Below are 22,404 nucleotides of genomic sequence, written 5' to 3' on the forward strand. Positions count from 1 at the left end.
GGGAAACGCCCGGTTACATTCCGAACCCGGAAGCTAAGCCTTTCAGCGCCGATGGTACTGCAGGGGGGACCCTGTGGGAGAGTAGGACGCCGCCGGACAATCATTGTGGGAAAGCCCCGCACCATTTTGGTGCGGGGCTTTTCTGCGTTTAGGGTCCAAGCATGCGCTACGACCTTGTGATCTTCGACAACGACGGTGTACTCGTCGACAGCGAGCCCATCTCCAACGCCATCCTGGCCGGCTACCTCACCGAGCTCGGGCACCCCACCTCGTACGAAGAGTCCATTCGTGACTACATGGGGGCCGCTGTGCACCGGGTACACGATCTGGTGAAGGAGCGGACCGGGCAGTCGTTGCCCGTGGACTTCGACGACACTCTGCATGCTCGCGTCTTTGCCGCCTTCGAGCGGGAGTTGGTCGCCGTGGCCGGCGTGACGGAGGTGCTGGAGAAGTTGGTCGCCGACGGGGTGTCGTACTGCGTCGCGTCGTCAGGGAGTCATGCGCGGATCCGGGTCGGGCACCGGAAGACCGGTCTTGACCGGTGGTTCGAGGACGGGACGGTCTTCAGTGCGCAGGATGTGGGGCGAGGGAAGCCGGCACCGGATCTGTTTCTGCATGCCGCCGAGCGGATGGGGGTCGCACCGGAGCGGTGTGTGGTTGTGGAGGACAGTCCCCTCGGGGTGGCGGCGGCCGGGGCGGCCGGGATGGATGTGTACGCGTTCACGGCGATGACGCCGGCCGAGAAACTGGACGGGGCCAAGGGGTACTTCGGGGCGATGGCGGAGTTGCCCGCATTGCTTGCGTGATCTATCTACCCATGAGTATTTGAGCGGCCTACGCTGTGCGGCCATGACAGATGCGCGATTGCGGCATGGTCGGGCCTCCTTGGCGTTGAGTTTCTTCGCGCAGGGAGTGGCCTTCGCGCTGCTCGTGACGCGTATCCCCGCCATCCAGGACCGGTACGGGATATCTGACGGGCTGCTGCCCGCGTTTCTGGCGGCCGTGCCCGTACTCGCCGGGGTGGCCAGTGTGGTCACCGAACGGCTGGTGAAGCGGATCGCGCCGAGTGTCGTGCTGCGGTGGGCCCAGCCGCTCGTGGTTCTGGCGCTGCTCGGGGTCGCGGCCGGGAGCGAAGTCTGGCAAGTGGCGCTCGCGCTGGGCGTGTTCGGGCTGGCAGTGGGGGCGCTGGATGCGTCCATGAACATGCTCGGGGTGAGCCTGCAGCGGGCGTACGGGCGGAGCATCATGCTCGGCTTCCATGCGGCGTACAGCCTGGGTGGGATCGCCGGGGCCTCGTTCGCGTGGGTCGGGGCGCACTGGGATCTGTCGCTGCTCGTGTCGTATCTGCCGGTGGCCGGTGTGCTGTTGCCGGCGGCGCTGGTCGGGAGCCGGTGGTACGCGGACGGGGAACGGGACGGGGAGCGGGGTGGGGAACGGGGTGGGGAGAGGGCCGGGGAAGCGGCGCGGAAAGGGGCTTTGGAGGGGCAGGGGGTCGCCTTCAAGCTGTTGCTGCCGCTCTGTCTGGTCATGACCTTCGCGTACATCGGGGACTCGACCGTCTCGAATTGGAGCGCGAAGTATCTGCAGGACGTGCTGGGGAGTTCGGAGGAGCTCGCGACCGTTCCGTACAACGCCTATATGGTCACGACGCTGCTCGGGCGGGCCGTCGGGGATCTTGGGGTGCGTCGGTTCGGGGCGGTGGCGGTTGTGCGGTGCGGGACCGTGCTCGCGGCGGCCGGGTTCGGGGTGGTGGCCGTGGCGCCGGGGGCCTGGGTGGGGATTCTCGGGTTCACCATGCTGGGGCTCGGGCTGTGTGTGATCGTGCCGCAGACGTTCGCGGCGGCGGGGCGGCTGGCTGTGGAGAGCGGCGGTCCTGGGGCGAGTGATGCTGCTGTGGCGCGGCTGAATGTCTTCAACTACGTGGGGTTTCTGGTCGGCTCGCCGCTTGTGGGGGCGCTCGGGGATGTGTGGAGCTATCGCTGGGCGATGGTCGTGCCGATGGTGTTGGTGCTTGTGACGTTGCGGTATGCCCGTTCGTTCGAGATGCAACAAGCCGGATACGGTGTTGGGCATGAGCGGCCGCGGGTTGTTGATGTGGGACGAGGCGGTAACGAAGTATGACTTCGGGAACGGCCATCCGATGGATCCGGTGCGGCTTGCGCTGACCATGGAGTTGGTGCGGGCGTACGGGCTTGATCGTGCCCTGGATGTGGTGGCCGCCAAGCCGGCCGGGGACTCGACGCTCCGGCTCGTACACCGCGAGGACTATGTGGCGGCGGTGCGGGCGGCATCGGCGGATCCGCGGGCGGCGGACCAGGCGTACGGGCTGGGGACGATGGACGACCCGGCGTTCGTGGGGATGCATGAGGCGTCGGCGCTGATCGCGGGGCAGTCGGTGGGGGCTGCGGAGGCGGTGTGGCGCGGGGAGGCGACGCATGCGGTGAACTTCGCGGGCGGGCTGCACCATGCGATGCCGGGTTCGGCGGCAGGGTTTTGCATCTACAACGACGCGTCGCTGGCCATTGCCCGACTGCTGGAGCTGGGGGCGGAGCGGGTCGCGTATGTGGACGTCGATGTGCATCACGGCGATGGGGTGCAGGCGACATTCTGGGACGACCCGCGGGTGCTGACGGTGTCGCTGCATGAGCATCCGCGCACGCTCTTTCCGGGGACGGGGTGGCCCGAGGAGACGGGTGCGCCGGGGGCGGGCGAGGGCAGTGCGGTGAATCTGGCGCTGCCGGCCGGGACGGGGGACGCGGGGTGGCTGCGGGCGTTTCACGCGGTGGTGCCGGAGTTGCTGGCGAGCTTCCGGCCGCAGGTGCTGGTGACGCAGCACGGGGCCGATACGCACTTCGAGGATCCGCTGGCGCATCTGGCGGTGTCGTTGGATGCGCAGCGGGTGGTGCAGGCCTCTTGTCACGCGTTGGCGCATGAGTTCGTGGACGGGGGACGCTGGGTCGCCCTGGGGGGCGGCGGGTACGAAGTCGTGGAAGTGGTGCCGCGGTCGTGGACGCACTTGGTGGGCATCGCGGGGCACGTGCCGGTGGAGCCGGAGTCGGTGATTCCGTCGTCGTGGCGGGATGCGGTGTATGCGCGGACGCGGCGGGTGGCGCCTGGGCGGATGACGGATGGGCTGGAGCCGGTGTGGCGGGGGTGGGAGGAGGGGTACGACCCGGCGGATCGGGTTGATCAGGCGGTGCTGGCTACGCGGCGGGCGGTGTTTCCGCTGCGGGGGTTGTTGGCGTAGGGGTCTGCGGTACGGGTCCCGGAGGTCCGCGGGGCGGTCCCCGGTGGCGGGGTCTGCGGTACGGGTCCCGGGTCCTGGTTGCCGGCGTCTGTGCGGTGCGGGTGTTCGCGGCGCCGGCGTCTGTGCGGTGCGGGTGTTCGCGGTGCGGGGCGTTCGCGGTGTGGGCGGGCCCCGCTGCGCGGGGCGATTCCCCACCCCACCCCGTCCCTTCCCGAACCGGGGCTCCGCCCCGGACCCCCCGGGGGGGGATGACCCCGCCCACCCTTGATCCCACGCCCCTGGCGGTGCGCGGCTGCTGCGCGCCGCGGTTTCCCCGTCCCACTACGGGACCCCGCGGGTGCCGCTGTGCGGGGTGCCCAGTGCCGTTACGCCAACTGTGCGGCTTATCCAGTCTTTTGGCCCGTCAAATCAGAGCCGTGCGGGAGCATCAGCAACGTGTTGAGTACCGGAGCGTTACGTGCGCATCTCCTCGCCGCACGGCTGGCCGGGCCCGTGGCCACGTCGCGGGAGGAGAGTCTGCGCAGCTATCGGCTCTTCGCCGCCAGGGATCCCCGCGTCACCCTCGGGCTCGATCCCGAATGGGACTGGGGCGAGCGGGACTTGATCGCGCTGATGGCCGACAAGTGCGGTGTTTCGGACGACCCCCACCACACCGCAGGGCCCGATGTCATCGATCCGGAGCGGACGTTGAGCGGGCTCGTCGCGTTCGCCGACCGGCTTGGGGAGGTGGCCGCGCGGCGCGGTGCCGTGCTGTTCGGGACCGGGCATCCGCATCGGCTGCTCGGGTTCTACGCCGGGCTGGCAGACGCTTTGTCGGCGGCGGGATGTCTCGTACTCACACCCGCGCAGGGGCGATGTGTCGACATAACGACCCGGTTCGGCGTACGCACGTACAACCTTGAGTACGCACGAGGAGTCGCGCTGATGCGGGAACCCGGCGCACGGGGCGCCGGCAGTGGGACCGGCGCACACACCCACTCACCGCTCCCGGTTCGGGCCGCTCTGGAGAGCGTCGCGCAGTGCGGAGGGCCGCTGCCCGAGCTGGTCGTCGGGGACCATGGCTGGGTCTGCGGGGCAGGTCAGCTGGGGATTGAGGCCATCGGCCTGGCCGATACGGACGATCCCGCGCTGTTCGTCGGCGAGGCCGAGGGGCGGGTGTCCGTCGCCGTTCCGCTTGATGACGCTGTGCGGTCTGATTACTACCGACCGCTTACTCGCTATGTACTCAATCGAGCGTGTCTGTCACAGTAGGCGGCCGATGGCTGCTCCTCTTCCCCACTCGCATCACCCGCCCCTAGTCTGGGGAGTGAGCGCACAGCGACGAAGAGTCACCGGAGGGGAAGCCGGTGTGCGTCGGGTGCGGAAGGTACAGGTGGGTCATGGCTGCTGGCAGCGAGAGGCCTCTCAACGAGGTCAAGTTCCTTACCGTGGCGGAAGTCGCCTCGGTGATGCGAGTGTCGAAGATGACCGTGTACCGCTTGGTGCACAGCGGTCATCTGCCGGCGATCCGGGTGGGCAGGTCCTTCCGGGTTCCGGAGCAAGCGGTTCACGAGTACCTCCGCGAATCCTTCGTGGGGGTGGAATCCGCGTAGTCGGAGCCGGTCGGTTCCCCTCGGATTACGTCCCTCACTCGGCGACAGGTAGGCTAGGCCGACGTAGGTCGTGTGGGCCCAGACGCCCCGCACCGAGTGAAGAGAAGTGAGCGAGGGTAGTCGTGGGCTCTGTTATCAAGAAGCGGCGCAAGCGGATGGCGAAGAAGAAGCACCGCAAGCTGCTCAAGCGCACCCGCGTTCAGCGTCGTAACAAGAAGTAAGCGACAGGCTGTACGTGTCGCCGCGGCCCTTCCACCAGCACGGTGGGAGGGCCGCGGTGTTGTGGTGACCCATTTTCGCGTCCATTTCTGCGACGCCAGCAAAAGTGCGCCGCGCGGTCATCACAGCGCAACACCGAACCGCTACGGTGACGCGTAAAGGTGGACCTAGGCGGACCTATGGGAAGGCGCTGGTCTTGGGGAAGGTCGTGCTCGTCACCGGAGTGGCCCGGCAGCTCGGAGGCCGTCTCGTACGGCGCATCCAGCGGGATCCCGAGGTGGACCGGGTGATCGGCGTCGACGCGGTTGGGCCCCAGCATCATCTGGGCGGGGCCGATTTCGTCCGCGCGGACATCCGCCAGCCGGCAATAGCGCGGGTGCTGGCCGAGTATGCCGTCGACACCGTCGTGCACATGGACGTCACGGGTACGCCGCTCGGCGCCGGCGGCCGTACGACGGTCAAGGAGACCAACGTCATCGGCACCATGCAGCTGCTCGGCGCCTGCCAGAAGTCGCCGACCGTCAAGCGGCTGGTGATCAAGTCCAGTACGAGCGTGTACGGCTCCGCGCCCCGCGACCCCGCCGTCTTCACCGAGACCACCCCGCCCAAGTCCCTGCCGAGCGGCGGCTTCGCGAAGGACGCGGTGGAGGTCGAGGGCTACGTACGCGGCTTCGCCCGGCGGCGGCCCGACGTCGCGGTGTGCGTGCTGCGCTTCGCGAACATTCTCGGGCCGTGCGCGGACTCCCCGCTCGCCGAGTTCTTCTCGCTGCCCGTCATGCCGACCGTCTTCGGCTACGACCCGCGGCTGCAGTTCGTCCACGAGGACGATGTGATCGACGTGCTGCGGATCGCTCTGCACGAGCCGCGGCGCGGGACGCTCAACAGCGGCACGTTCAATGTCGCGGGCGACGGCGTGCTGCTGCTCTCGCAGTGCTCACGGCGGCTGGGGCGGCCGACGATGCCGGTGCTGCTGCCCGCCGTCACCTGGGTCGGCTCCGCGCTGCGTACGGTCGGCGTCACGGACTTCTCGCCCGAGCAGATCCGGCTGCTCACGCATGGCCGGGTGGTGAGCACATCGCAGATGCGCGAAACACTGGGCTTCGACCCGAAGTACACGACCGCGGAGACCTTCGCGGACTTCGCCCGCAGCCGGGGTCCGGGGCTGCTGCCGCCGGAGACCCTCGCGAGGGCGGTGGACCAGGTGGCGGCGGCGCTGCCCTTCGTGGGCGGTGTGCATGCCCGTACGACAGCCGGGCAGATGGCCGCCACCACCCAGACCACCCGGACCACCAAGACGACACAGACGACTCAGAGCGACGCCGAATAAGGAGCGCAGCCAACGATGGCGGACGCCAAGGTCATTCCGTTCGACGACGACCGTTCGCGCGGCAGCGCGCAGCGATCGGCGCGGCGGCGCCCCGCGGGGGGCAGTCGCCGGAAGGCCGAGCCCGCGGCCGTACGCGAGGTTCCGGTCAGCCCCGTCCCCGCGCAGGGGGTGGTGCGTGCTGCCGAATCGATTGGCCAGGAGCCCCCGACCGTCCAGGAGCGGGTGGGCGGGAGCGCCGGCTGGGAGCGGCGGATCGCGGGCGGTCTGGCGTTCCTGCGCCGACGGATCACCGGTGACTACGAGGTCGACGAGTTCGGTTACGACAAGGAGCTCACCGACCAGGTCCTGATGTCGATGGTCCGGCCGCTGTACGAGAAGTACTTCCGGGTCGAAGTGAAGGGCATCGAGAACATCCCGTCGGACGGCGGGGCGCTGGTGGTGGCGAACCACTCGGGGACGCTGCCGCTGGACGGGCTGATGATGCAGGTCGCTGTCCACGACAACCATCCGGCAAACCGGCATCTGCGGCTGCTTGCCGCCGACTTGGTCTTCATGCTTCCCGTGGTCAACGAACTGGCCCGCAAGGCCGGGCACACGCTGGCGTGCTCTGAGGACGCGGAGCGGCTGCTGCAGCGCGGTGAGGTGGTCGGGGTGATGCCGGAGGGCTTCAAGGGCATCGGCAAGCCGTTCAGCGACCGCTACAAGCTTCAGCGGTTCGGGCGCGGCGGCTTTGTGTCGACGGCGCTGCGGGCGGGGGCGCCGATTGTGCCGTGCTCGATCGTCGGGGCGGAGGAGATCTACCCGATGCTCGGCAACGCGAAGACGCTTGCGCGTCTGCTGGGCTTCCCGTACTTCCCGATCACGCCGACTTTCCCGTGGCTTGGGCCGCTGGGTGCGGTGCCGCTGCCGACGAAGTGGACGATCCAGTTCGGCGAGCCGATCCCGACGGACGGGTATCCGCCGGAGGCGGCGGAGGATCCGATGCTGATGTTCAACCTGACGGATCAGGTGCGGGAGCAGATCCAGCACACGCTGTACAAGTTGCTGGTGCAGCGCCGCTCGGTGTTCTTCTGAGACCTGTTCTTCTGCGACTGTTCTTCTGCGACCTGTTCTTCTGAGACATGGGTGAGGGCGACTGCTCCTTCTGGGAGCAGTCGCCCTCACCCATCTACCGACATACTTACTCGTCGTCCTCGCTGTCGAAGCCAAGCCCCGGCAGGATCCCCGGCAGCAGCGGCGGGATCGTGACATCCGGCTGCGGCGGCATGGAGTTCTTACCGGACGGGTACGGTGACGCGCCGTTCGCCGGGGTCTCGAACAGGCCGCCCGTGTTCCCGCCGAGCAGGCCCTCGTCCGCCGTGGTGCCCGAACCGGACGGGTGCGGCCGGCCCACCTCGCCGGGGCGGTTGTCGCCGGTGCCGGATGCGGACGGTGTCGTGAGCCCGGGGCCCGAGGTCCGGCCGGAGTCCTGCGTGGCCGTGCCGGACTGCTGGGAGCCGCGGCCCTTCTCCGGGGCCCGGGGCAGCAGCGACTCCAGTGGGCCGACCTCCTGGTCTATGGCGTCGAAGACGGAGTTCACCTCGTCGCCGACGTCGGTCAGCTGGACCGGCAGCCGGTCACGGAGCCCGTTCCACGCGTCGCGGTGGGACCGGGAGAACGAATTGAGCGTTGCCATCGGGCCGAGCGATCCGTCCCGTTCGTACGCCGCGCTCAGCAGGCGGTGTCCCTCGCTGGCGTCGTGCCGCATGCCGTTGAGCGCGCGGCGGACCTCGCCGAGCGACTCGTGGTCCATGTCGCCCGCCCGGCCGCGCTCCATGAGGCGGCGGGCCTCGCTGAGGCGGTTGGACGCCTGGTCGAGGTAGAGCCCGCCGCGGTCGGAGTCGTCGTCCGCCATGCCGAGCTTGAAATCTTCCATGCCACGCTTCAGCCCGTACAGCGAGTCACCTGGAAGAGCCTCGGAACTCGCAGCGGCCACTCCGCCGAAGGCCCCCGCGGCGACGCCGACGGTGAGACCGCCGGCTGCGATCCCCTTCGTCCAGCGCGAGCGCGGGCGCAGTTTCCGGAGCCGGGAGGCCCGATGGGCGCCTCGGCCGGTGGTCCGTTGCCCGGGCACCGTGGAGCCCGCGGACGCACCTCCCGAGGCGAACATCTCTTCCATGGCAGCCACGAGCTGTGCTCGCTGCACCACCTTGACCTCGGGGTCCAGCTCCGGCTTCGGCAGCTCGCCGAGACCGTTCGCCAGGGCCAACAGCCGTCCGTGCTCGGTCGGTTCGACCGATTCCGTGGGCTGCTCGGCCGCCTGGTCTTCCAAGGCCTGGGCGAAGGCGTTCGCCCGCCGGTGCGCCGAAACTTGTCCGATCACTGGCGGCACCTCCTCTCGTCATGACGATCGACTCCCCTGGGGGTCCGGAAGGTTGCACGCCTTGAGCACATCCACACGATCGAGTGAGTGGCTGTGGGCATGGCGTGACCACAGGGAGCCTGCATCCCGCACAACGAGCGTCGCGGCACTTGGGTTACGCGCGAAAGATGATCGGACCAGTGCGTCATCAAGGCGTCACCGATTGTGAGTTGAGGAGTCAGCGGGCGTCGTCGGGGAGGAGCCGGGCGAGGGTACGCACCGCCCGGTACTGGAGGGTCTTGATCGCGCCCTCGTTCTTGCCCATCACCCTGGCCGTCTCGGCGACCGAGAGGCCCTGCAGGAAGCGCAGAGTCACGCACTCCTGCTGCTGAGGGTTGAGCTTGCGGACCGCTTCCAGCAGCGCGGCGTTCGACAGGGATTCCAGGACGGAGTCTTCGGGGCTGCGCTCGACCTCATTGGCGTCGAGCATTTCGCCGGTGGTCACTTCCAGCCGGAAACGGCTGGACTTGAAGTGGTCGGCCACCAGATTGCGGGCGATCGTGACCAGCCAGGCGCCGAAGTCGCGGCCCTGCCAGGTGAAGGTGGAGATACGGCGCAGGGCGCGCAGGAAGGTCTCGCTGGTGAGGTCCTCCGCCGTCGCCTTGCCGCCGACGCGGTAGTAGATATAGCGGTAGACGGTGTCGCTGTACTGGTCGTAGAGACGGCCGAAGGCGTCGGCCTCGCCCGCCTGGGCGCGCTCGACCAGGTCCATCATGCGGGCGCTGTCGCTGTCGGCGCTGGGCCGGCGTGCGGTGGTCGAGGCGCCGGAGCCGCCCCGGCTGCCCCGTCTGCCGACATCCCGCCCGCCGCCCGACCTCCGCCCCTCAACGACGGCGCTGCGCCCCGGCACCTTCTCGATGCCGTCGGCCAGGGCGTAGCAGGGGGCGGCAGGGCCGCTTACGGCAAGGCGGGGCGTGGCGAATGCGGGGACGGCGTACGCGGTGGGGACGAAGCCGCGCATGTGGTCGAGGACCGTTGCGCGCAGCGTAGCCAGGCCCGAGGCGTCAACCCCGACGTGTGGGTACACGGGACTCCCAGAGGCAGAGCTTCCATCACGTGCAGTGCGGGATCATTCACCCGTCGTGATGACTGGTGAGATCCGTCATGCGTCTGAGGAGAATAACGCTTCGTACAGGCAGTGCTACACCCAGTTGCCCAAATCGTCGTTTCCGTCGCTTCTCTTACGCCTCTGCGGCGCATCAAGTAACACTTTGTGAGCGCTTGTTGATCGAATTGCGTCACGATCTGTCTTGTCGCGCGGTGAGTTGTGCCCGGCCGACGGCATCAGGACTGGCCGGGGGCCTGCCCGGGTAAGGGGCCCGGATTGGCCCTCGGCGCGTCGTCCGCCTCGGCGTCGGCCGAGGGGTCAGCGGCCGAGGGGTCAGTGGCGGCGGGTCGTCAGCGGCGGCGGCGGTGCAGGGCGACCGCGGCGGCCGTCCCGCCCGCGATGGCGCCCACGCCGGCCGCGGCCGGGATGCCGACCTTGGCGGCCTTGCGGCCCGTCCGGTAGTCACGCAGCCGCCATTCGAGCGCACGTGCGTGCTTGCGGAGCTTGGTGTCCGGGTTGATGGCGTACGGATGTCCCACCAGCGAAAGCATCGGGATGTCGTTGTGCGAGTCGCTGTACGCCGCGCAGCGGGTCAGGTCCAGGCCCTCGGCGGCGGCCAGCGCGCGCACGGCCTCGGCCTTGGCGGGGCCGTGCAGCGGCTCGCCCACCAGCTTGCCGGTGTACACGCCGTCCACCGACTCGGCGACGGTGCCCAGCGCGCCGGTCAGGCCGAGGCGGCGGGCGATGATCGTCGCGGTCTCCACCGGAGCCGCGGTCACCAGCCAGACCTTCTGGCCCGCGTCGAGGTGGGCCTGGGCGAGGGCGCGGGTGCCGGGCCAGATGCGGTCGGCCATGTACTCGTCGTAGATCTCCTCGCCGATGCTCATCAGCTCGGAGACGCGGTGGCCCTTGACGATGGACAGGGCGGACTCGCGAACGTCCTGCATATGCTCCGGGTCCTCGACGCCGGCGAGCCGGAACCACGTCTGCTGCCAGGCGAACCGGGCCAGTTCGCGGCGCTGGAAGAACTTCCGCTTGTACAGGCCGCGGCCGAAGTGAAAGATCGCGGCGCCCTGCATCACGGTGTTGTCGAGGTCGAAGAAGGCTGCGGCCCGGTCGTCCCCGGCTACGGGGAACTCCGGTTCGCCGGCCGGGGCAGTACCGTCCCGCGCCTCGAGTGCATCGAGCGCCTCGAGTTGCTGCGACGACTTACGCGCTGCCTCGGCTGCTGCCTCGCCTGCGAGCACGCTCCGCGCGGTGGCGGAGCGTCTACGGGGGGTGAGCCATCCCAGTGCGGCCATGTCGTGAGCATAGCCAGTCCGTTCGGCACTTCCCGACACGCCGAGATGCCATGGCGTGAACTCTCCGCGACCGCTCTGTTAAACGGGTGATTCCGTACGTACGGGACTGGGCGCCGCATCGCGCGGACGCGGGCGGAGAATGGCTGCATGAGTCCTGTGTTGCGGCGTACGAAGAAGAAGGCCGGCGAGCGCGTGGTGACGCTGATCGGGAAGCCGGGGTGTCACCTCTGTGACGACGCGCGGGTCGTGATCGAGGAGGTGTGCACCGAGACGGGTGCGTCCTGGGAGGAGAAGGACATCACTCAGGACGAGGCGCTGCACCGGGCGTACTGGGAGCAGATTCCGGTTGTCCTGGTCGACGGGGAGCAGCACACCTTCTGGCGTGTCGACGCCGGGCGGCTGCGACGCGCGCTGGGGGCGTAAACCGGAAAGTTCGTCACCATCATGGCCGTTTTGCTGGGATTTCTCCGGCGGACCCGACTCTATCGGGACGTGATGGGGACAGGGCACAGTGGGCTGTCTCGGGGGCGTATTCGTAAGGAGCGTGTGCGGCTTTGCCCCCTTCGCGTCTCGAACGGACCGGTGCGGTTCGTGGTTCCTGGATCGCGCGCCCGAATCGCGTGACCCCGGTCACTTTGCACGGACAAAACGGACACCATCTTTGTGCACGCGTTCACAAAGACATAGCCTGCATTCGACGGGGCGGTCCTTGGACATACGACCGCCTAGAGCTTCGCTCATCCCGCAGGAGCACCGTGGCAACTGGCCGAAATCACCGACCGGCGACCCGTAGCCGAGGAATCCCCGAGGCCACCGTCGCCCGGCTTCCGCTGTACCTGCGCGCCCTGACCGCGCTGTCCGAGCGGTCCGTGCCCACGGTCTCGTCCGAGGAGCTCGCGGCCGCGGCCGGGGTCAACTCCGCGAAGCTGCGCAAGGACTTCTCCTACCTCGGCTCCTACGGGACGCGGGGCGTCGGCTACGACGTGGAATACCTCGTCTACCAGATCTCCCGCGAGCTGGGCCTGACCCAGGACTGGCCGGTCGTCATCGTCGGCATCGGTAACCTCGGCGCCGCGCTCGCCAACTACGGCGGATTCGCCTCGCGTGGCTTCCGGGTCGCCGCGCTGATCGACGCGGACCCCACGATGGCCGGGAAGCCGGTGGCCGGGATTCCCGTCCAGCACACCGATGAGCTCGAGAAGATCATCAGCGACAACGGAGTGTCGATCGGTGTCATCTCGACGCCCGCCGGCGCGGCGCAGCAGGTGTGCGAACGCCTGATCGCGGCCGGCGTCACCTCCATCCTCAACTTCGCCCCCACCGTCCTCTCCGTGCCCGACGGCGTGGATGTGCGCAAGGTCGACCTCTCGATCGAGCTGCAGATCCTCGCCTTCCACGAGCAGCGGAAGGCCGGCGAGGAGGCCGAGGCCGCGGCAGGCCGGAAGGGACCGGACGGGGACATGCCCGCCGTGATGCCGGCATGAGCCTTCTGGTCGTCGGACTGAGCCACCGCAGTGCGCCGGTGAGCGTGCTGGAGCGGGCCTCGCTGGCCGCGGACACGCAGGTCAAGCTGCTCCAGGACACGCTGGCCGCGGAGCCTGCGGCGGAGGCCGCGGTGCTTGCCACGTGCAACCGCATCGAGCTGTACGCGGACGTGGACAAGTTCCACGCGGGTGTCGCCGAGCTGTCGACGCTGCTGGCGCAGCACAGCGGGGTCGGGCTCGAGGAGCTCACTCCGTATCTCTATGTGCACTACGAGGACCGGGCCGTCCACCACCTCTTCTCGGTGGCGTGCGGGCTCGACTCCATGGTCGTCGGCGAGGGGCAGATCCTCGGGCAGATCAAGGACGCGCTCGCGCTCGGGCAGGACCTGCACACCGCGGGCCGGCTGATCAACGACCTCTTCCAGCAGGCGCTGCGCGTCGGCAAGCGCGCGCACAGCGAGACCGGGATCGACCGGGCGGGGCAATCGCTCGTCACGTTCGGCCTGGAGCAGCTGGCGGACGGCGCGGACGTCGAGGGCTGGGCCGCGGGCAAGCGGGTGCTGGTCATCGGCGCGGGCTCGATGTCCTCGCTGGCCGCGACGACGCTGGCGCGGCTGGGCGTACGTGAACTTGTCATCGCCAACCGGACGCTGGAGCGCGCGGAGCGGCTGGCCGCGGTGCTGAACGAGCCGGGCGGGATGACGGTGCGCGCGGTGACGATGGCCTCCGTTGCCGACGAGCTGACACGTGCCGATGTGGCGGTGTCGTGCACGGGTGCGACGGGGCTGGTCCTGACGGCGGAATCGGTCGCGGCGGCACTCGCGGTCCCGTCCGCCCCACAGACGCGGGACGACCTGCGTGCCCCGGACGGCAGCCTGGTGGCCCGCCTCGCGGCGATGGCGGCGAGGGACGGGCGTATCGCGGACCCCTCGGCCGGTGTTCCAGCCCGTCCGGCGAGTGAGGACACTCCCCCTACGCCCGGAGGGCGTGGGGGGACCCCCAGCGGGCGTGCCGACAGCAGCGAGCTCGCTGAAGGTTGCCCCGTGGGGCTGGACCAGCTGCACGCCGAGGACTTCGCGCAGCACGGGGCCTGGGTCGACAACGCGGACCGGCCCGCCCGCAGCGTCGTCGTAGCGGCCGACAGGGTGACCCGCACCCCTCGCGTGCGGCTTGCGCTGCTCGATCTGGCCATGCCGCGGGACATCGACGGCGCCGTCCACCGGCTCGCCGGGGTCCGGGTCGTCGACATCGAGTCGCTCGCCGAGGCCTCCGCCGACGCCCCCATGGCCGCCGACGTGGACCAGGTGCGCGGCATAGTCTCCGACGAAGTCGCCGCCTTCGGCGCCGCCCAGCGTGCCGCGCACATCACGCCGACCGTCGTCGCCCTGCGCACCATGGCGGCCGATGTCGTCGCCGGTGAAGTCGCTCGGCTCGAAGGCCGTCTTCCCGACCTGGACGACAAGGAGCGCGCCGAGATCACCCAGACGGTGCGCCGCGTCGTCGACAAGCTCCTGCACGCGCCCACCGTGCGGGTGAAGCAGCTCGCCAGCGAGCCCGGCGGTGCCGGGTACGCGGACGCGCTGCGGACACTCTTCGACCTCGACCCGGAGACGGTCGCCTCCGTCAGCCGGGCCGACATGAATGACGCCGATGTCAAGAACCGAGGGCGAGTATGACCGAGAGGGCCGAAAGGCCACTGAGGCTCGGGACCAGGCGCAGCGCGCTGGCCATGGCCCAGTCCGGGCAAGTGGCTCAGGCGGTGCGCCAGTTGACCGGCCGTGCCGTTGAGCTTGTCGAGATCACCACGTACGGGGACACCTCCCGTGAGGCTCTCGCACAGATCGGCGGTACGGGGGTCTTCGTCACCGCATTGCGGGACGCCCTGCTGCGGGATGAAGTCGACTTCGCCGTTCACTCGCTGAAGGACCTGCCCACCGGGCAGCCCGTCGACCTGACGCTCGCGGCCGTGCCGCTGCGTGAGGACCCGCGGGACGCGCTGGTGGCACGCGACGGCCTGACCTTCGCCGAGTTGCCGTCCGGTGCTCGCATCGGTACCGGCTCGCCGCGCAGGATGGCGCAGCTCAACGCCTACGCCCGCAGCCACGGCATGGCCATTGAGACCGTGCCGATCCGCGGAAACGTCGACACCCGGATCGGATATGTACGCAGCGGGGAGCTGGACGCCGTGGTGCTTGCCGCGGCCGGGCTCAACCGCCTCGGCAGGACCGACGAGGTCACCGACTTCCTGTCGGTCGACTTCGTCCTGCCCGCCCCCGGCCAGGGGGCCCTGGCGATCGAGTGCGCCGCGGTCAACGCGGACCTCGCCGCCGCGCTCGCCGAGCTCGACGACCCGGAGACCCGGGCCGCCGTGACCGCCGAGCGTTCCCTGCTCGCCGCCCTGGAGGCCGGCTGCTCCGCACCTGTGGGTGCGCTGGCCGACCTGCTGGGCGACGGACAGGTTGTCACTGAGATGCGCCTGCGCGGCGTCGTCGGCACGACCGACGGCTCGACGCTGGTGCAGCTGTCCACCACCGGTCCCGTACCCACGTCGCACGGCGACGCCATCGCGCTCGGTCGCGAACTCGCGTCCGAGATGCTCGCCAAGGGTGCGGCCGGTCTTATGGGGGAGCGAGCACTTTGAGCCCCACCGCCAATGCATCCTCAACGTTCTCGGCACACGGGCACGTCACTTTCCTCGGCGCCGGACCCGGCGACCCCGGACTGCTGACACTGCGCGCCGTCGAGGCGCTCGCGCGCGCCGACGTACTGATCGCCGAGCCGGATGTGCTCGACGTCGTACGCAGCCATGCGCGAGCGGGTGTAAGCACGCCTGAACTGACGGTTGTTGACGAGGCATCAACAGCCGCCGGGATCCCCGTACTCAGGGATGCGGCCAATCTTGTCATGGAGGCCGCACGGGGCGGCAAGCGGGTCGTACGTGCGGTGACCGGCGACCCGGGCCTGGACACCGACGCAGGTCAGGAGATGCTCGCGTGCGCCGCGGAGGGGATTACCTTCGAGGTCGTGCCGGGTGTCGCCACCGCGGTGGGCGTGCCCGCGTACGCCGGTGTGCCGCTGCGTGACCCGCAGGGTACGGACGTCCGCTTCGTCGACGCCCGTACCGCGAGTGAGCGGTGCTGGATCGAGGTCGGCGCGAGCGACGCCACGGTCGTCGTCTCCACGACGCTGGAGACGGTCGCCGCGGCGGCGGGCGAGCTGGTGGCCGCGGGCCGCAAGCCGGACACCCCGCTGACCGTCACCGTCGCCGGTACCACGACGCGCCAGCGGACGTGGACCGCGACGCTGGGCACGATCGCGCAGACGCTGAAGCAGGCGAAGGTGCTGCCGTCCCCGGAGGGCCACCAGTCCGTCATAGCCGTGGTCGGTGAGCGCAGTGCCGCCGCCCAGCGCGACCAGCTCGCGTGGTTCGAGTCCAAGCCGCTGTTCGGCTGGAAGGTACTTGTACCGCGGACCAAGGAGCAGGCGGCTTCGCTCTCCGACCAGTTGCGTTCGTACGGTGCTGTGCCGCACGAGGTGCCGACCATCGCGGTCGAACCGCCGCGCACGCCGCAGCAGATGGAGCGCGCGGTCAAGGGCCTGGTGACGGGCCGCTATGAGTGGATCGCCTTCACCTCGGTGAACGCGGTCAAGGCCGTGCGGGAGAAGTTCGAGGAGTACGGGCTCGACGCCCGTGCTTTCGCGGGGATCAAGGTCGCCGCGGTGGGGGAGCAGACGGCCGCCGCGCTGGTCGACTTCGGCGTCAAGCCGGACCTGGTGCCGAGCGGGGAGCAGTCCGCGGCGGGGCTGCTCGAGGACTGGCCGCCGTACGACCCCGTCTTCGACCCGATCGACCGAGTGTTCCTGCCGCGTGCCGACATCGCCACGGAGACGCTGGTCGCCGGGCTGATCGAGCTCGGGTGGGAGGTCGACGACGTCACCGCGTACCGGACGGTGCGGGCGTCGCCGCCGCCGGCGGACACGCGTGAGGCGATCAAGGGCGGTGGCTTCGACGCAGTGCTGTTCACGTCGTCGAGCACGGTGCGGAATCTGGTCGGCATCGCCGGCAAGCCGCACAACGTGACCGTCATCGCGTGTATCGGTCCCGCGACCGCGAAGACCGCGGAGGAGCACGGCCTGCGGGTGGATGTGCTGTCGCCGGAGCCGTCGGTGCACAAGCTGGCGGAGGCCCTGGCGGAGTTCGGCGCGCAGCGGCGGGCGGCGGCGGTGGAGGCGGGGGAGCATGTGACGCGGCCGAGTGAGCGGCGGCCTGGCGGACGGCGGAGACGGACGACGTAGCCGGAGCGTTGGGGTACGGGTTTCGCGGGGCGGCGGCTGGGGTTTTCCCCCAGCCCGCCGCAGGCGACCCACCCGCGCCGACGGGCTGTCGGTACGTGTGACCCCCGGACGGGCGTAGCGTTGCCGCTATGACTGCGTACGGATCCTTTCCCGGCGCGCGGCCGCGGCGGCTGCGCACGACCCCCGCGATGCGGCGCATGGTCGCCGAGACCCGGCTCCACCCCGCCGATCTGATCCTCCCCGCCTTCGTACGGGAAGGGATCAGCGAGCCCGTCGCCATCTCCGCGATGCCCGGCGTCGTACAGCACACCCGCGACACCCTCCGTAAGGCCGCCGTCGAGGCGCGGGAGGCGGGCGTGGCCGGGATCATGATCTTCGGGGTGCCGGAGGACGCGAAGAAGGATGCGGCCGGGACGGCGGGAACGGACCCGGACGGGATTCTCCAGGTCGCGATCCGGGACGTGAAGTCCGAGGTCGGGGACGAGCTCGTGATCATGTCCGATCTATGTCTCGACGAGTACACCGATCACGGTCACTGCGGGGTGCTCGATGCCGAGGGACGCGTCGACAACGACGCCACCCTTGAGCGGTACGCCGAGATGGCTCAGGTCCAGGCCGACGCCGGCGTCCATGTCGTCGGGCCCAGCGGCATGATGGACGGTCAGGTCGGCGTCGTCCGCGATGCGCTCGACACCATCGGCAAGGAGGACGTGTCGATCCTGGCCTATACGGCCAAGTACTCGTCCGCTTTCTACGGGCCGTTCCGCGAGGCCGTCGGCTCCTCGCTCCGCGGTGACCGCAAGACGTACCAGCAGGACCCCGCCAATGTCGGCGAGTCCCTGCGGGAGTTGGCGCTGGACCTGGAAGAGGGCGCCGACATGGTGATGGTCAAGCCGGCGGGCCCGTATCTCGATGTGCTGGCGAAGTTCGCCGAGGCCGTGGACGTGCCGGTCGCCGCGTACCAGATCAGCGGTGAGTACGCGATGGTCGAGGCCGCGGCCGAGAAGGGCTGGATCGAACGGGACAAGGCGATCGCCGAGACCCTGCTGGGTATCAAGCGCGCGGGCGCAAACATGATCCTCACCTACTGGGCGACGGAGGTCGCGCAGGGGCTCGGCGCAGGTCGCTGACGAAGGAACTTTCCCGACGGCCCGGTGCGCGCACGCGCACCGGGCCGTCCGCTTTCCCAGGCCTTCTTCACGACTCACCTCGGCCACCAGGAACAGGCCGTCGCCGAAGGCTTCGCCTCCCTCACGCGGCCCGACGCCGCGGTGGACACAGTCCTGCGGCGGCGCGGCATCGAGTCCTCGCCTTCACCCTCACGGGGCTGGAGGCCGAGGAGAAGCGGCTGCGTGGCGAGGGCGTCGAGATCACCTTCGTCAATGGGTCACGCCCGCCGACGCTCAGGAGGAGAGCAAGTGGGAGCCGGGGCGCGGACTGCTGCTGGTGGACGCGCCGGCCGACACCTGGGGCGTCGGCCGGCGCGATCCGGGCAAGATGGTGTGATGCGCGTTCACCCTGCCATGAGGCGTGGCGCCTACGGTGCGTCGAGCACCGTGCCGGTCAGGACCGGGCCGTTCGGCTTGCCCTCGTCGTCGGTGGGCTGGAGGCCCACGTGCTCCGTCGGCTCGGCCACCTGGTCGCGGACCGTGGGTACGAGCACCTCGGCGCTCGTCTTCCCGGCCGGTATCCCGGCACCCAGGTAGGCGTACTCCAGCTGGGACAGCGGCACTTCACCGTCCGGGACCTCGCCGAGTATGTCGAGCAGCCACTGCCGGTCGACGTCCTTGGTGGACAGCTGGGGGCGGCCCGGGACGGGAACGATCTGCAGCGTCTTCGTGATCTCCACGTCGGCGGGAGCGGACAAAGAGATCTGCCACTTGAGGGGCTGCCCCTCGGTCACCTTGTCGGCGACCGGCTTCACGGTGATCTCGGGCATCGGGTCGTCGTTCTCGGCGGTGACCCCGCCGGCGTGCGAGCCGACGACGGTTCCGCGGAGCGCCTTCACGAGCACGTCGTGGGACACGTCCCAGGCGTACCGCTTGTTGCCCTTCACCTGCACCGACACGTCGATGGTGCTGCCACCGGGCCGCACTGTCACCAGCCGGTCCTTCGCCTTGCCGGTGGCCGGGTCGAGGACGTACAGCCGGACCGTGCCGCTGCCCTTCCCGGACACGCGGACGGGCACCCGGTACGTGTGGACGCCCGAGTCGCCCTCCTTGACCTTGAGGCGACCGATGTCGACACGGTTCAGGGAGGCTTCCTTCACGGCGGGGGTGCCGGGGCTCCACGCCCAGGCGTCCATCAGCCACGCCTGTCCGGAGCTGGTGCGCGGGGTCAGCTCCAGAGAGGCGATGTGGCGCAGGTCGAGGCCGGCGCGGGTGGCCGCGGTGAGCGGTACGCGCACCTCGCGCGCCCAGTAGGAGGCGGTACGGTCGCTGCCCGGGAGGCCGTCCACCTGCACGCGGCCGAGGTTCGCCCGCTTGCCGGAGGCGTCGGTGACGGACACGTCGAGCTGTGTGCCGGTGGAGTTCGGCGGCACGAACACGCGCAGCGCGAGGCTCTTGGCGTCCTTGACGGACAGCGGCTTCTCGGGGCGGACCTTCACCGCCGAGCCGGGCGCGGTCCAGCGCAGGGCCACCGCCCGGCGGCCCGTCTCGCGTTCCGGCTGCCAGTGCGCGAAGTGCGGCGAGCTGCCGCCCGCCGCTACGTCCAGACAGGCGGCGCGCGGGTCGGGATCGATCGCGGAGCACAGCCGTCCGCCAGTCACCTTCACGGAGCCGTCCGGCAGGAACCCGGCGCCGCGGTTCGCGCCGACCGCGTGGGTCAGCACCCGCGCGGGATCTGCGGAGGGGGCCCGGCGGCCCGAGCCGTCGAGCAGTTCGCGCACCCGGTCGTCACCGGCGACGAACAGCCGGGCCGCGGCGGCGATGTAGGTGGCGCCGGCCCGGTGCTGCTGGTCGGCGGTCAGCCGGGTCGCGGTGCCCGGCGAGCACACCGGGTCCGGCTGCTCGGGGTCGTGCCAGAAGTCGTCGTTGGCGGGCGCCTGGGCCTGGCCCGGCGTCCACTCGCTGTTGAAGTAGTTGTGGTTGGCTCCGACCATGTAGACCGCGCTGTGCAGGGCCTTGCCCCGGCTGACCCCGCGGGTGCCGTCGGCGTACACCTGGCCCTGGAGGTCGGAGACGTCGCCGTCGCAGCCCGGCAGGATCGTCAGCGACGGCACGTCCGGCACCGGGTTCTGGCCGAAGATCGTCGGCCCGATGAGCACGGTCCCGCTGATGTGCCAGCGTACCTTTCCGCGGTAGCCGTCCTGGGCGGGCGGGGGCGGGTACAGGCTGTCCATGGCGGCGCGGTTGACGCCCTCGCCGCCGCGCGAGTGACCGACGAGCAGGACGCGGGACAGGTCGGCCTTCGGTGCCTTCCGTACGGCCGCAGGTGCCGCGGCCGGCTTTGCGGCCCAGTCGGCCCAGCGGGCCAGGTGGGTGCGCACCAGGGAGGAGCGCGCCTGCGCGCCGCTGTCCTCGGCGGCTGCGTCCTGGCCGTTGATGCCGTTGGCGGAGATCGACACGGTCACATAGCCCTGGGAGGCCAGCAGTTCCTGGTCCCGCAGATAGCCCCGGTGGCTCGGGATCGGCTTGGCGCCCTTGGCGCAGGGCCAGTCGATGTTCACGTCCTCGCTGCCCGGGACGTAGCAGGTGGCATGCCTGCCGTGCAGGAACAGCGCGACCGGACGCTTGCCCTTGGCGTCCTTCGGTGCGACGACGACGCCGCGCATCTCGACGGGCGCGGAGTAGCCGGGCAGGCGGACCGGGGCGAGTGCGTACTCGCCGGTGACCGTGCGGTACGTGCCGGGCTTGCCCGGGTCGACGGAGCCCGCCGGAAGCTTGGCAGGCGGTTTCGCGGCAGAAGGGGAGCGCCGGTCACGAGCGCCGTCGGCATCCTGGTCCAGCCGCCGGCCGGCCGCCAGCACCTGAAGATCCGCCAGATCCGCTGTGCGCGCGCTGTCGAGCGGCAGACGGAAGGTCCGGCCGTCCTTCTCCGGCTCGGGCACACCGACCAGCTTGCCGTCGGCATGGAACTCCACGCGCGCGTCGCCCGCGGGGACCCGGCGCGGGGACCGCCACTCCAGCGCGTGCTCCCCGTCGGTGTTCGTGATCCGCCAGCCGGGCGGCAGGTCATCCTCGTCATTCGCCGCCGTGGCGGGCCGGACGTCAGGTGGCTGCGGCTGGGCGTAAGCCACTGCAGGGGACACCCCCGCCACCGTGAGCACCGCTATCGCGGTGGCCCATACTCTCCGGGCACGTATCAACTTCTCTCTCCTCAACCCCCCGCGTGGGGCGCCCGGTTGGGCCCGGGTGCCTCTCGAACTCGGAGGACGGGGAGAAGATCCTGTGGGTTGCCTGGGGGCGCGTGAACAGGGAGTGGCCACGGTGACTGTGGCGCGAAATGGGGCTCACATGGCTGACCGCGGGCCGGGGGAGTGTTCTCCCCGGCCCGCGGTCTGTGTGGGGGGCGGTGTCAGCAGTACAGGTTGGAACCTGTCGGCACGCCCAGGATCTGCGTGAACCGGGTGTAGTTGTTCACGCGGCTCTGCACCTGCGCCGGGTTCTTTCCGTCGCATTCGAGCGAGCCGTTGATGGAGCGGATGGTCTGGCCGAAGCCGGCCTGGTTGACCATCGCGTTGTGCGGGGTCATCGTGCCCGGGCCGTTCTGGGTGTTCCAGTACCAAAGGCCCGTCTTCCAGGCCACCGCGGCGTCGTTCTGCACAAGCCAGGGGTTGTTGAGCAGGTCGATGCCGAGAGCGTCGCCGGCTGCCTTGTAGTTGAAGTTCCAGCTGAGCTGGATCGGCCCACGGCCGTAGTACGCAGCCTGGCCTGCGGGGCAGCCGTAGGGCTGGCTCCAGTCGCAGTAGTGCGGGTAGTTGGCCTGGTTCTGCTCCACGATGTGGACCAGACCGCCCGTCTCGTGGCTGACGTTGGCGAGGAAGGCGGCGGCCTCCTGCTTCTTGACTGTGTCACTGCCGGTGTTCGCGAAGCCCGGGTACGCGCTCAGCGCCGCGGTCAGGCCGCTGTACGTGTAGAACGAATTCCGGTTCGGGAACATCTGGTTGAACTGCGACTCGCTCACGACGAAGCCGGACGGGGACGGGTTCCCGCCGCCGCTGCAGGTGTACGGGTCCCAGTACCAGGTGCTGATGGTCGGGTCGTACCCCGGGTTGTCGTGCTCGGCGATGTAGTACTTGCCGTCCGTGTACTTGACAACGTTGCCAGTGGTGTACCAGGCGCCCTGCTGCCAGTTGGGCGCGGAGGTGCAGGCGTCCGCCGCGGCGGAGGGGGCTGCGGTTGCGGACGGTATGAGCCCGGCTGCGAGCCCGACTCCGGCGACGAGAGCGACCAGCCATACCTTGATGCGACGTCTCAGCACTCGCTCACTCCTTCACAGCAACGGCGATGCCGTGGTGGGGGGTTGTGCCGCACACTCAAGCGCGT

The 22,404-nt window shown here is 69.9% G+C and carries 19 protein-coding genes and 1 rRNA gene; 15 read left to right on the forward strand and 5 right to left on the reverse strand.

Going from position 1 to position 22,404, the window contains the following annotated elements:
- The 9 genes from rrf to ACH492_RS33600 all read left to right on the forward strand — a co-directional run.
- Positions 1-98 (forward strand): 5S ribosomal RNA (gene rrf / locus ACH492_RS33560); the annotation flags it as partial.
- A 63-nt stretch (positions 99-161) separates the two neighbouring features.
- On the forward strand, positions 162-806 hold the full coding sequence (locus ACH492_RS33565; protein WP_398992207.1) for an HAD family hydrolase: 645 nt from the start codon (positions 162-164) through the stop codon (positions 804-806).
- A 43-nt stretch (positions 807-849) separates the two neighbouring features.
- On the forward strand, positions 850-2,121 hold the full coding sequence (locus ACH492_RS33570; RefSeq protein WP_398992209.1) for an MFS transporter: 1,272 nt from the start codon (positions 850-852) through the stop codon (positions 2,119-2,121).
- Complete coding sequence (locus ACH492_RS33575; RefSeq protein WP_398992211.1) at positions 2,072-3,247, forward strand: acetoin utilization protein AcuC; 1,176 nt, start codon at positions 2,072-2,074, stop codon at positions 3,245-3,247. The genes ACH492_RS33570 and ACH492_RS33575 overlap by 50 nt, the downstream gene beginning before the upstream one ends.
- 435 nt (positions 3,248-3,682) lie before the next feature.
- Positions 3,683-4,498, forward strand: coding sequence for a phosphatase (locus ACH492_RS33580; protein ID WP_398992213.1), 816 nt, complete (start codon positions 3,683-3,685; stop codon positions 4,496-4,498).
- A 128-nt stretch (positions 4,499-4,626) separates the two neighbouring features.
- Positions 4,627-4,839, forward strand: a complete 213-nt coding sequence (locus ACH492_RS33585) for a helix-turn-helix domain-containing protein (protein WP_014046653.1) — start codon at positions 4,627-4,629, stop codon at positions 4,837-4,839.
- A gap of 122 nt (positions 4,840-4,961) precedes the next feature.
- Entirely contained in the window at positions 4,962-5,060 is a 99-nt protein-coding gene (locus ACH492_RS33590) for a 30S ribosomal protein bS22 (protein ID WP_003948845.1), read from the forward strand.
- A 194-nt stretch (positions 5,061-5,254) separates the two neighbouring features.
- Positions 5,255-6,385 carry an NAD-dependent epimerase/dehydratase family protein gene (locus ACH492_RS33595; RefSeq protein ID WP_398992215.1) on the forward strand — a complete coding sequence of 377 codons (1,131 nt, stop codon included), beginning with the start codon at positions 5,255-5,257 and terminating at the stop codon, positions 6,383-6,385.
- A 15-nt stretch (positions 6,386-6,400) separates the two neighbouring features.
- Entirely contained in the window at positions 6,401-7,459 is a 1,059-nt protein-coding gene (locus ACH492_RS33600; protein ID WP_398992217.1) for a lysophospholipid acyltransferase family protein, read from the forward strand.
- Positions 7,460-7,565: 106 nt separating this feature from the next.
- On the opposite strand, the gene ACH492_RS33605 is transcribed toward ACH492_RS33600, so the two are convergent.
- From ACH492_RS33605 to ACH492_RS33615, 3 genes are all read right to left on the reverse strand, one after another.
- Positions 7,566-8,747: a DUF5667 domain-containing protein gene (locus ACH492_RS33605; protein ID WP_398992220.1), complete on the reverse strand. Its 1,182-nt coding sequence runs from the start codon at positions 8,745-8,747 to the stop codon at positions 7,566-7,568.
- Positions 8,748-8,964: 217 nt separating this feature from the next.
- Positions 8,965-9,813 (reverse strand): ECF subfamily RNA polymerase sigma factor, BldN family, encoded by an 849-nt coding sequence (locus ACH492_RS33610; protein ID WP_307661841.1) that lies wholly within the window; start codon positions 9,811-9,813, stop codon positions 8,965-8,967.
- Between the two features lie 371 nt (positions 9,814-10,184).
- A complete protein-coding gene (locus ACH492_RS33615; RefSeq protein WP_398992222.1) occupies positions 10,185-11,135 on the reverse strand; it encodes an HAD family hydrolase in 951 nt (316 codons plus the stop codon).
- Between the two features lie 147 nt (positions 11,136-11,282).
- Between ACH492_RS33615 and ACH492_RS33620 the strand changes: the two genes are divergently transcribed.
- The 6 genes from ACH492_RS33620 to hemB all read left to right on the forward strand — a co-directional run bounded on the left by ACH492_RS33620 (position 11,283) and on the right by hemB (position 18,045).
- Positions 11,283-11,558, forward strand: a complete 276-nt coding sequence (locus ACH492_RS33620; protein ID WP_398992224.1) for a glutaredoxin family protein — start codon at positions 11,283-11,285, stop codon at positions 11,556-11,558.
- A gap of 332 nt (positions 11,559-11,890) precedes the next feature.
- A complete protein-coding gene (locus ACH492_RS33625) occupies positions 11,891-12,619 on the forward strand; it encodes a redox-sensing transcriptional repressor Rex (protein WP_142214354.1) in 729 nt (242 codons plus the stop codon).
- A complete protein-coding gene (locus ACH492_RS33630) occupies positions 12,616-14,295 on the forward strand; it encodes a glutamyl-tRNA reductase (RefSeq protein ID WP_398992226.1) in 1,680 nt (559 codons plus the stop codon). Before ACH492_RS33625 ends, ACH492_RS33630 begins: the two co-directional genes overlap by 4 nt.
- Positions 14,292-15,260, forward strand: coding sequence for a hydroxymethylbilane synthase (gene hemC, locus ACH492_RS33635; protein ID WP_398992228.1), 969 nt, complete (start codon positions 14,292-14,294; stop codon positions 15,258-15,260). The genes ACH492_RS33630 and hemC overlap by 4 nt, the downstream gene beginning before the upstream one ends.
- Positions 15,257-16,915 (forward strand): uroporphyrinogen-III synthase, encoded by a 1,659-nt coding sequence (locus ACH492_RS33640; protein WP_398992230.1) that lies wholly within the window; start codon positions 15,257-15,259, stop codon positions 16,913-16,915. Before hemC ends, ACH492_RS33640 begins: the two co-directional genes overlap by 4 nt.
- 128 nt (positions 16,916-17,043) lie before the next feature.
- Positions 17,044-18,045, forward strand: coding sequence for a porphobilinogen synthase (gene hemB / locus ACH492_RS33645; protein ID WP_398992231.1), 1,002 nt, complete (start codon positions 17,044-17,046; stop codon positions 18,043-18,045).
- A gap of 407 nt (positions 18,046-18,452) precedes the next feature.
- Here hemB and ACH492_RS33650 read toward each other — a convergent pair whose 3' ends face one another.
- Together ACH492_RS33650 and ACH492_RS33655 are read right to left on the reverse strand one after the other, a co-directional pair.
- Positions 18,453-21,224 (reverse strand): alpha/beta hydrolase family protein, encoded by a 2,772-nt coding sequence (locus ACH492_RS33650; protein ID WP_398992233.1) that lies wholly within the window; start codon positions 21,222-21,224, stop codon positions 18,453-18,455.
- A 209-nt stretch (positions 21,225-21,433) separates the two neighbouring features.
- Positions 21,434-22,339, reverse strand: a complete 906-nt coding sequence (locus ACH492_RS33655) for a chitinase (protein WP_398992235.1) — start codon at positions 22,337-22,339, stop codon at positions 21,434-21,436.
- Positions 22,340-22,404 lie beyond the last annotated feature (65 nt).

The sequence above is a fragment of the Streptomyces sp. NPDC019443 genome (genome assembly GCF_044389785.1).
Classification (GTDB): Bacteria; Actinomycetota; Actinomycetes; order Streptomycetales; family Streptomycetaceae; genus Streptomyces.

Excerpts from the sequence above, each read along its gene's own strand:
- ACH492_RS33565 (WP_398992207.1), top strand. The coding sequence starts at position 162 with ATGCGCTACGACCTTGTGATCTTCGACAACGACGGTGTACTCGTCGAC.
- hemB (WP_398992231.1), top strand. The coding sequence starts at position 17,044 with ATGACTGCGTACGGATCCTTTCCCGGCGCGCGGCCGCGGCGGCTGCGC.
- ACH492_RS33575 (WP_398992211.1), top strand. The coding sequence starts at position 2,072 with ATGAGCGGCCGCGGGTTGTTGATGTGGGACGAGGCGGTAACGAAGTAT.
- ACH492_RS33600 (WP_398992217.1), top strand. The coding sequence starts at position 6,401 with ATGGCGGACGCCAAGGTCATTCCGTTCGACGACGACCGTTCGCGCGGC.
- hemC (WP_398992228.1), top strand. The coding sequence starts at position 14,292 with ATGACCGAGAGGGCCGAAAGGCCACTGAGGCTCGGGACCAGGCGCAGC.
- ACH492_RS33585 (WP_014046653.1), top strand. The coding sequence starts at position 4,627 with ATGGCTGCTGGCAGCGAGAGGCCTCTCAACGAGGTCAAGTTCCTTACC.
- ACH492_RS33615 (WP_398992222.1), bottom strand. The coding sequence starts at position 11,135 with ATGGCCGCACTGGGATGGCTCACCCCCCGTAGACGCTCCGCCACCGCG.
- ACH492_RS33620 (WP_398992224.1), top strand. The coding sequence starts at position 11,283 with ATGAGTCCTGTGTTGCGGCGTACGAAGAAGAAGGCCGGCGAGCGCGTG.
- ACH492_RS33630 (WP_398992226.1), top strand. The coding sequence starts at position 12,616 with ATGAGCCTTCTGGTCGTCGGACTGAGCCACCGCAGTGCGCCGGTGAGC.
- ACH492_RS33570 (WP_398992209.1), top strand. The coding sequence starts at position 850 with ATGACAGATGCGCGATTGCGGCATGGTCGGGCCTCCTTGGCGTTGAGT.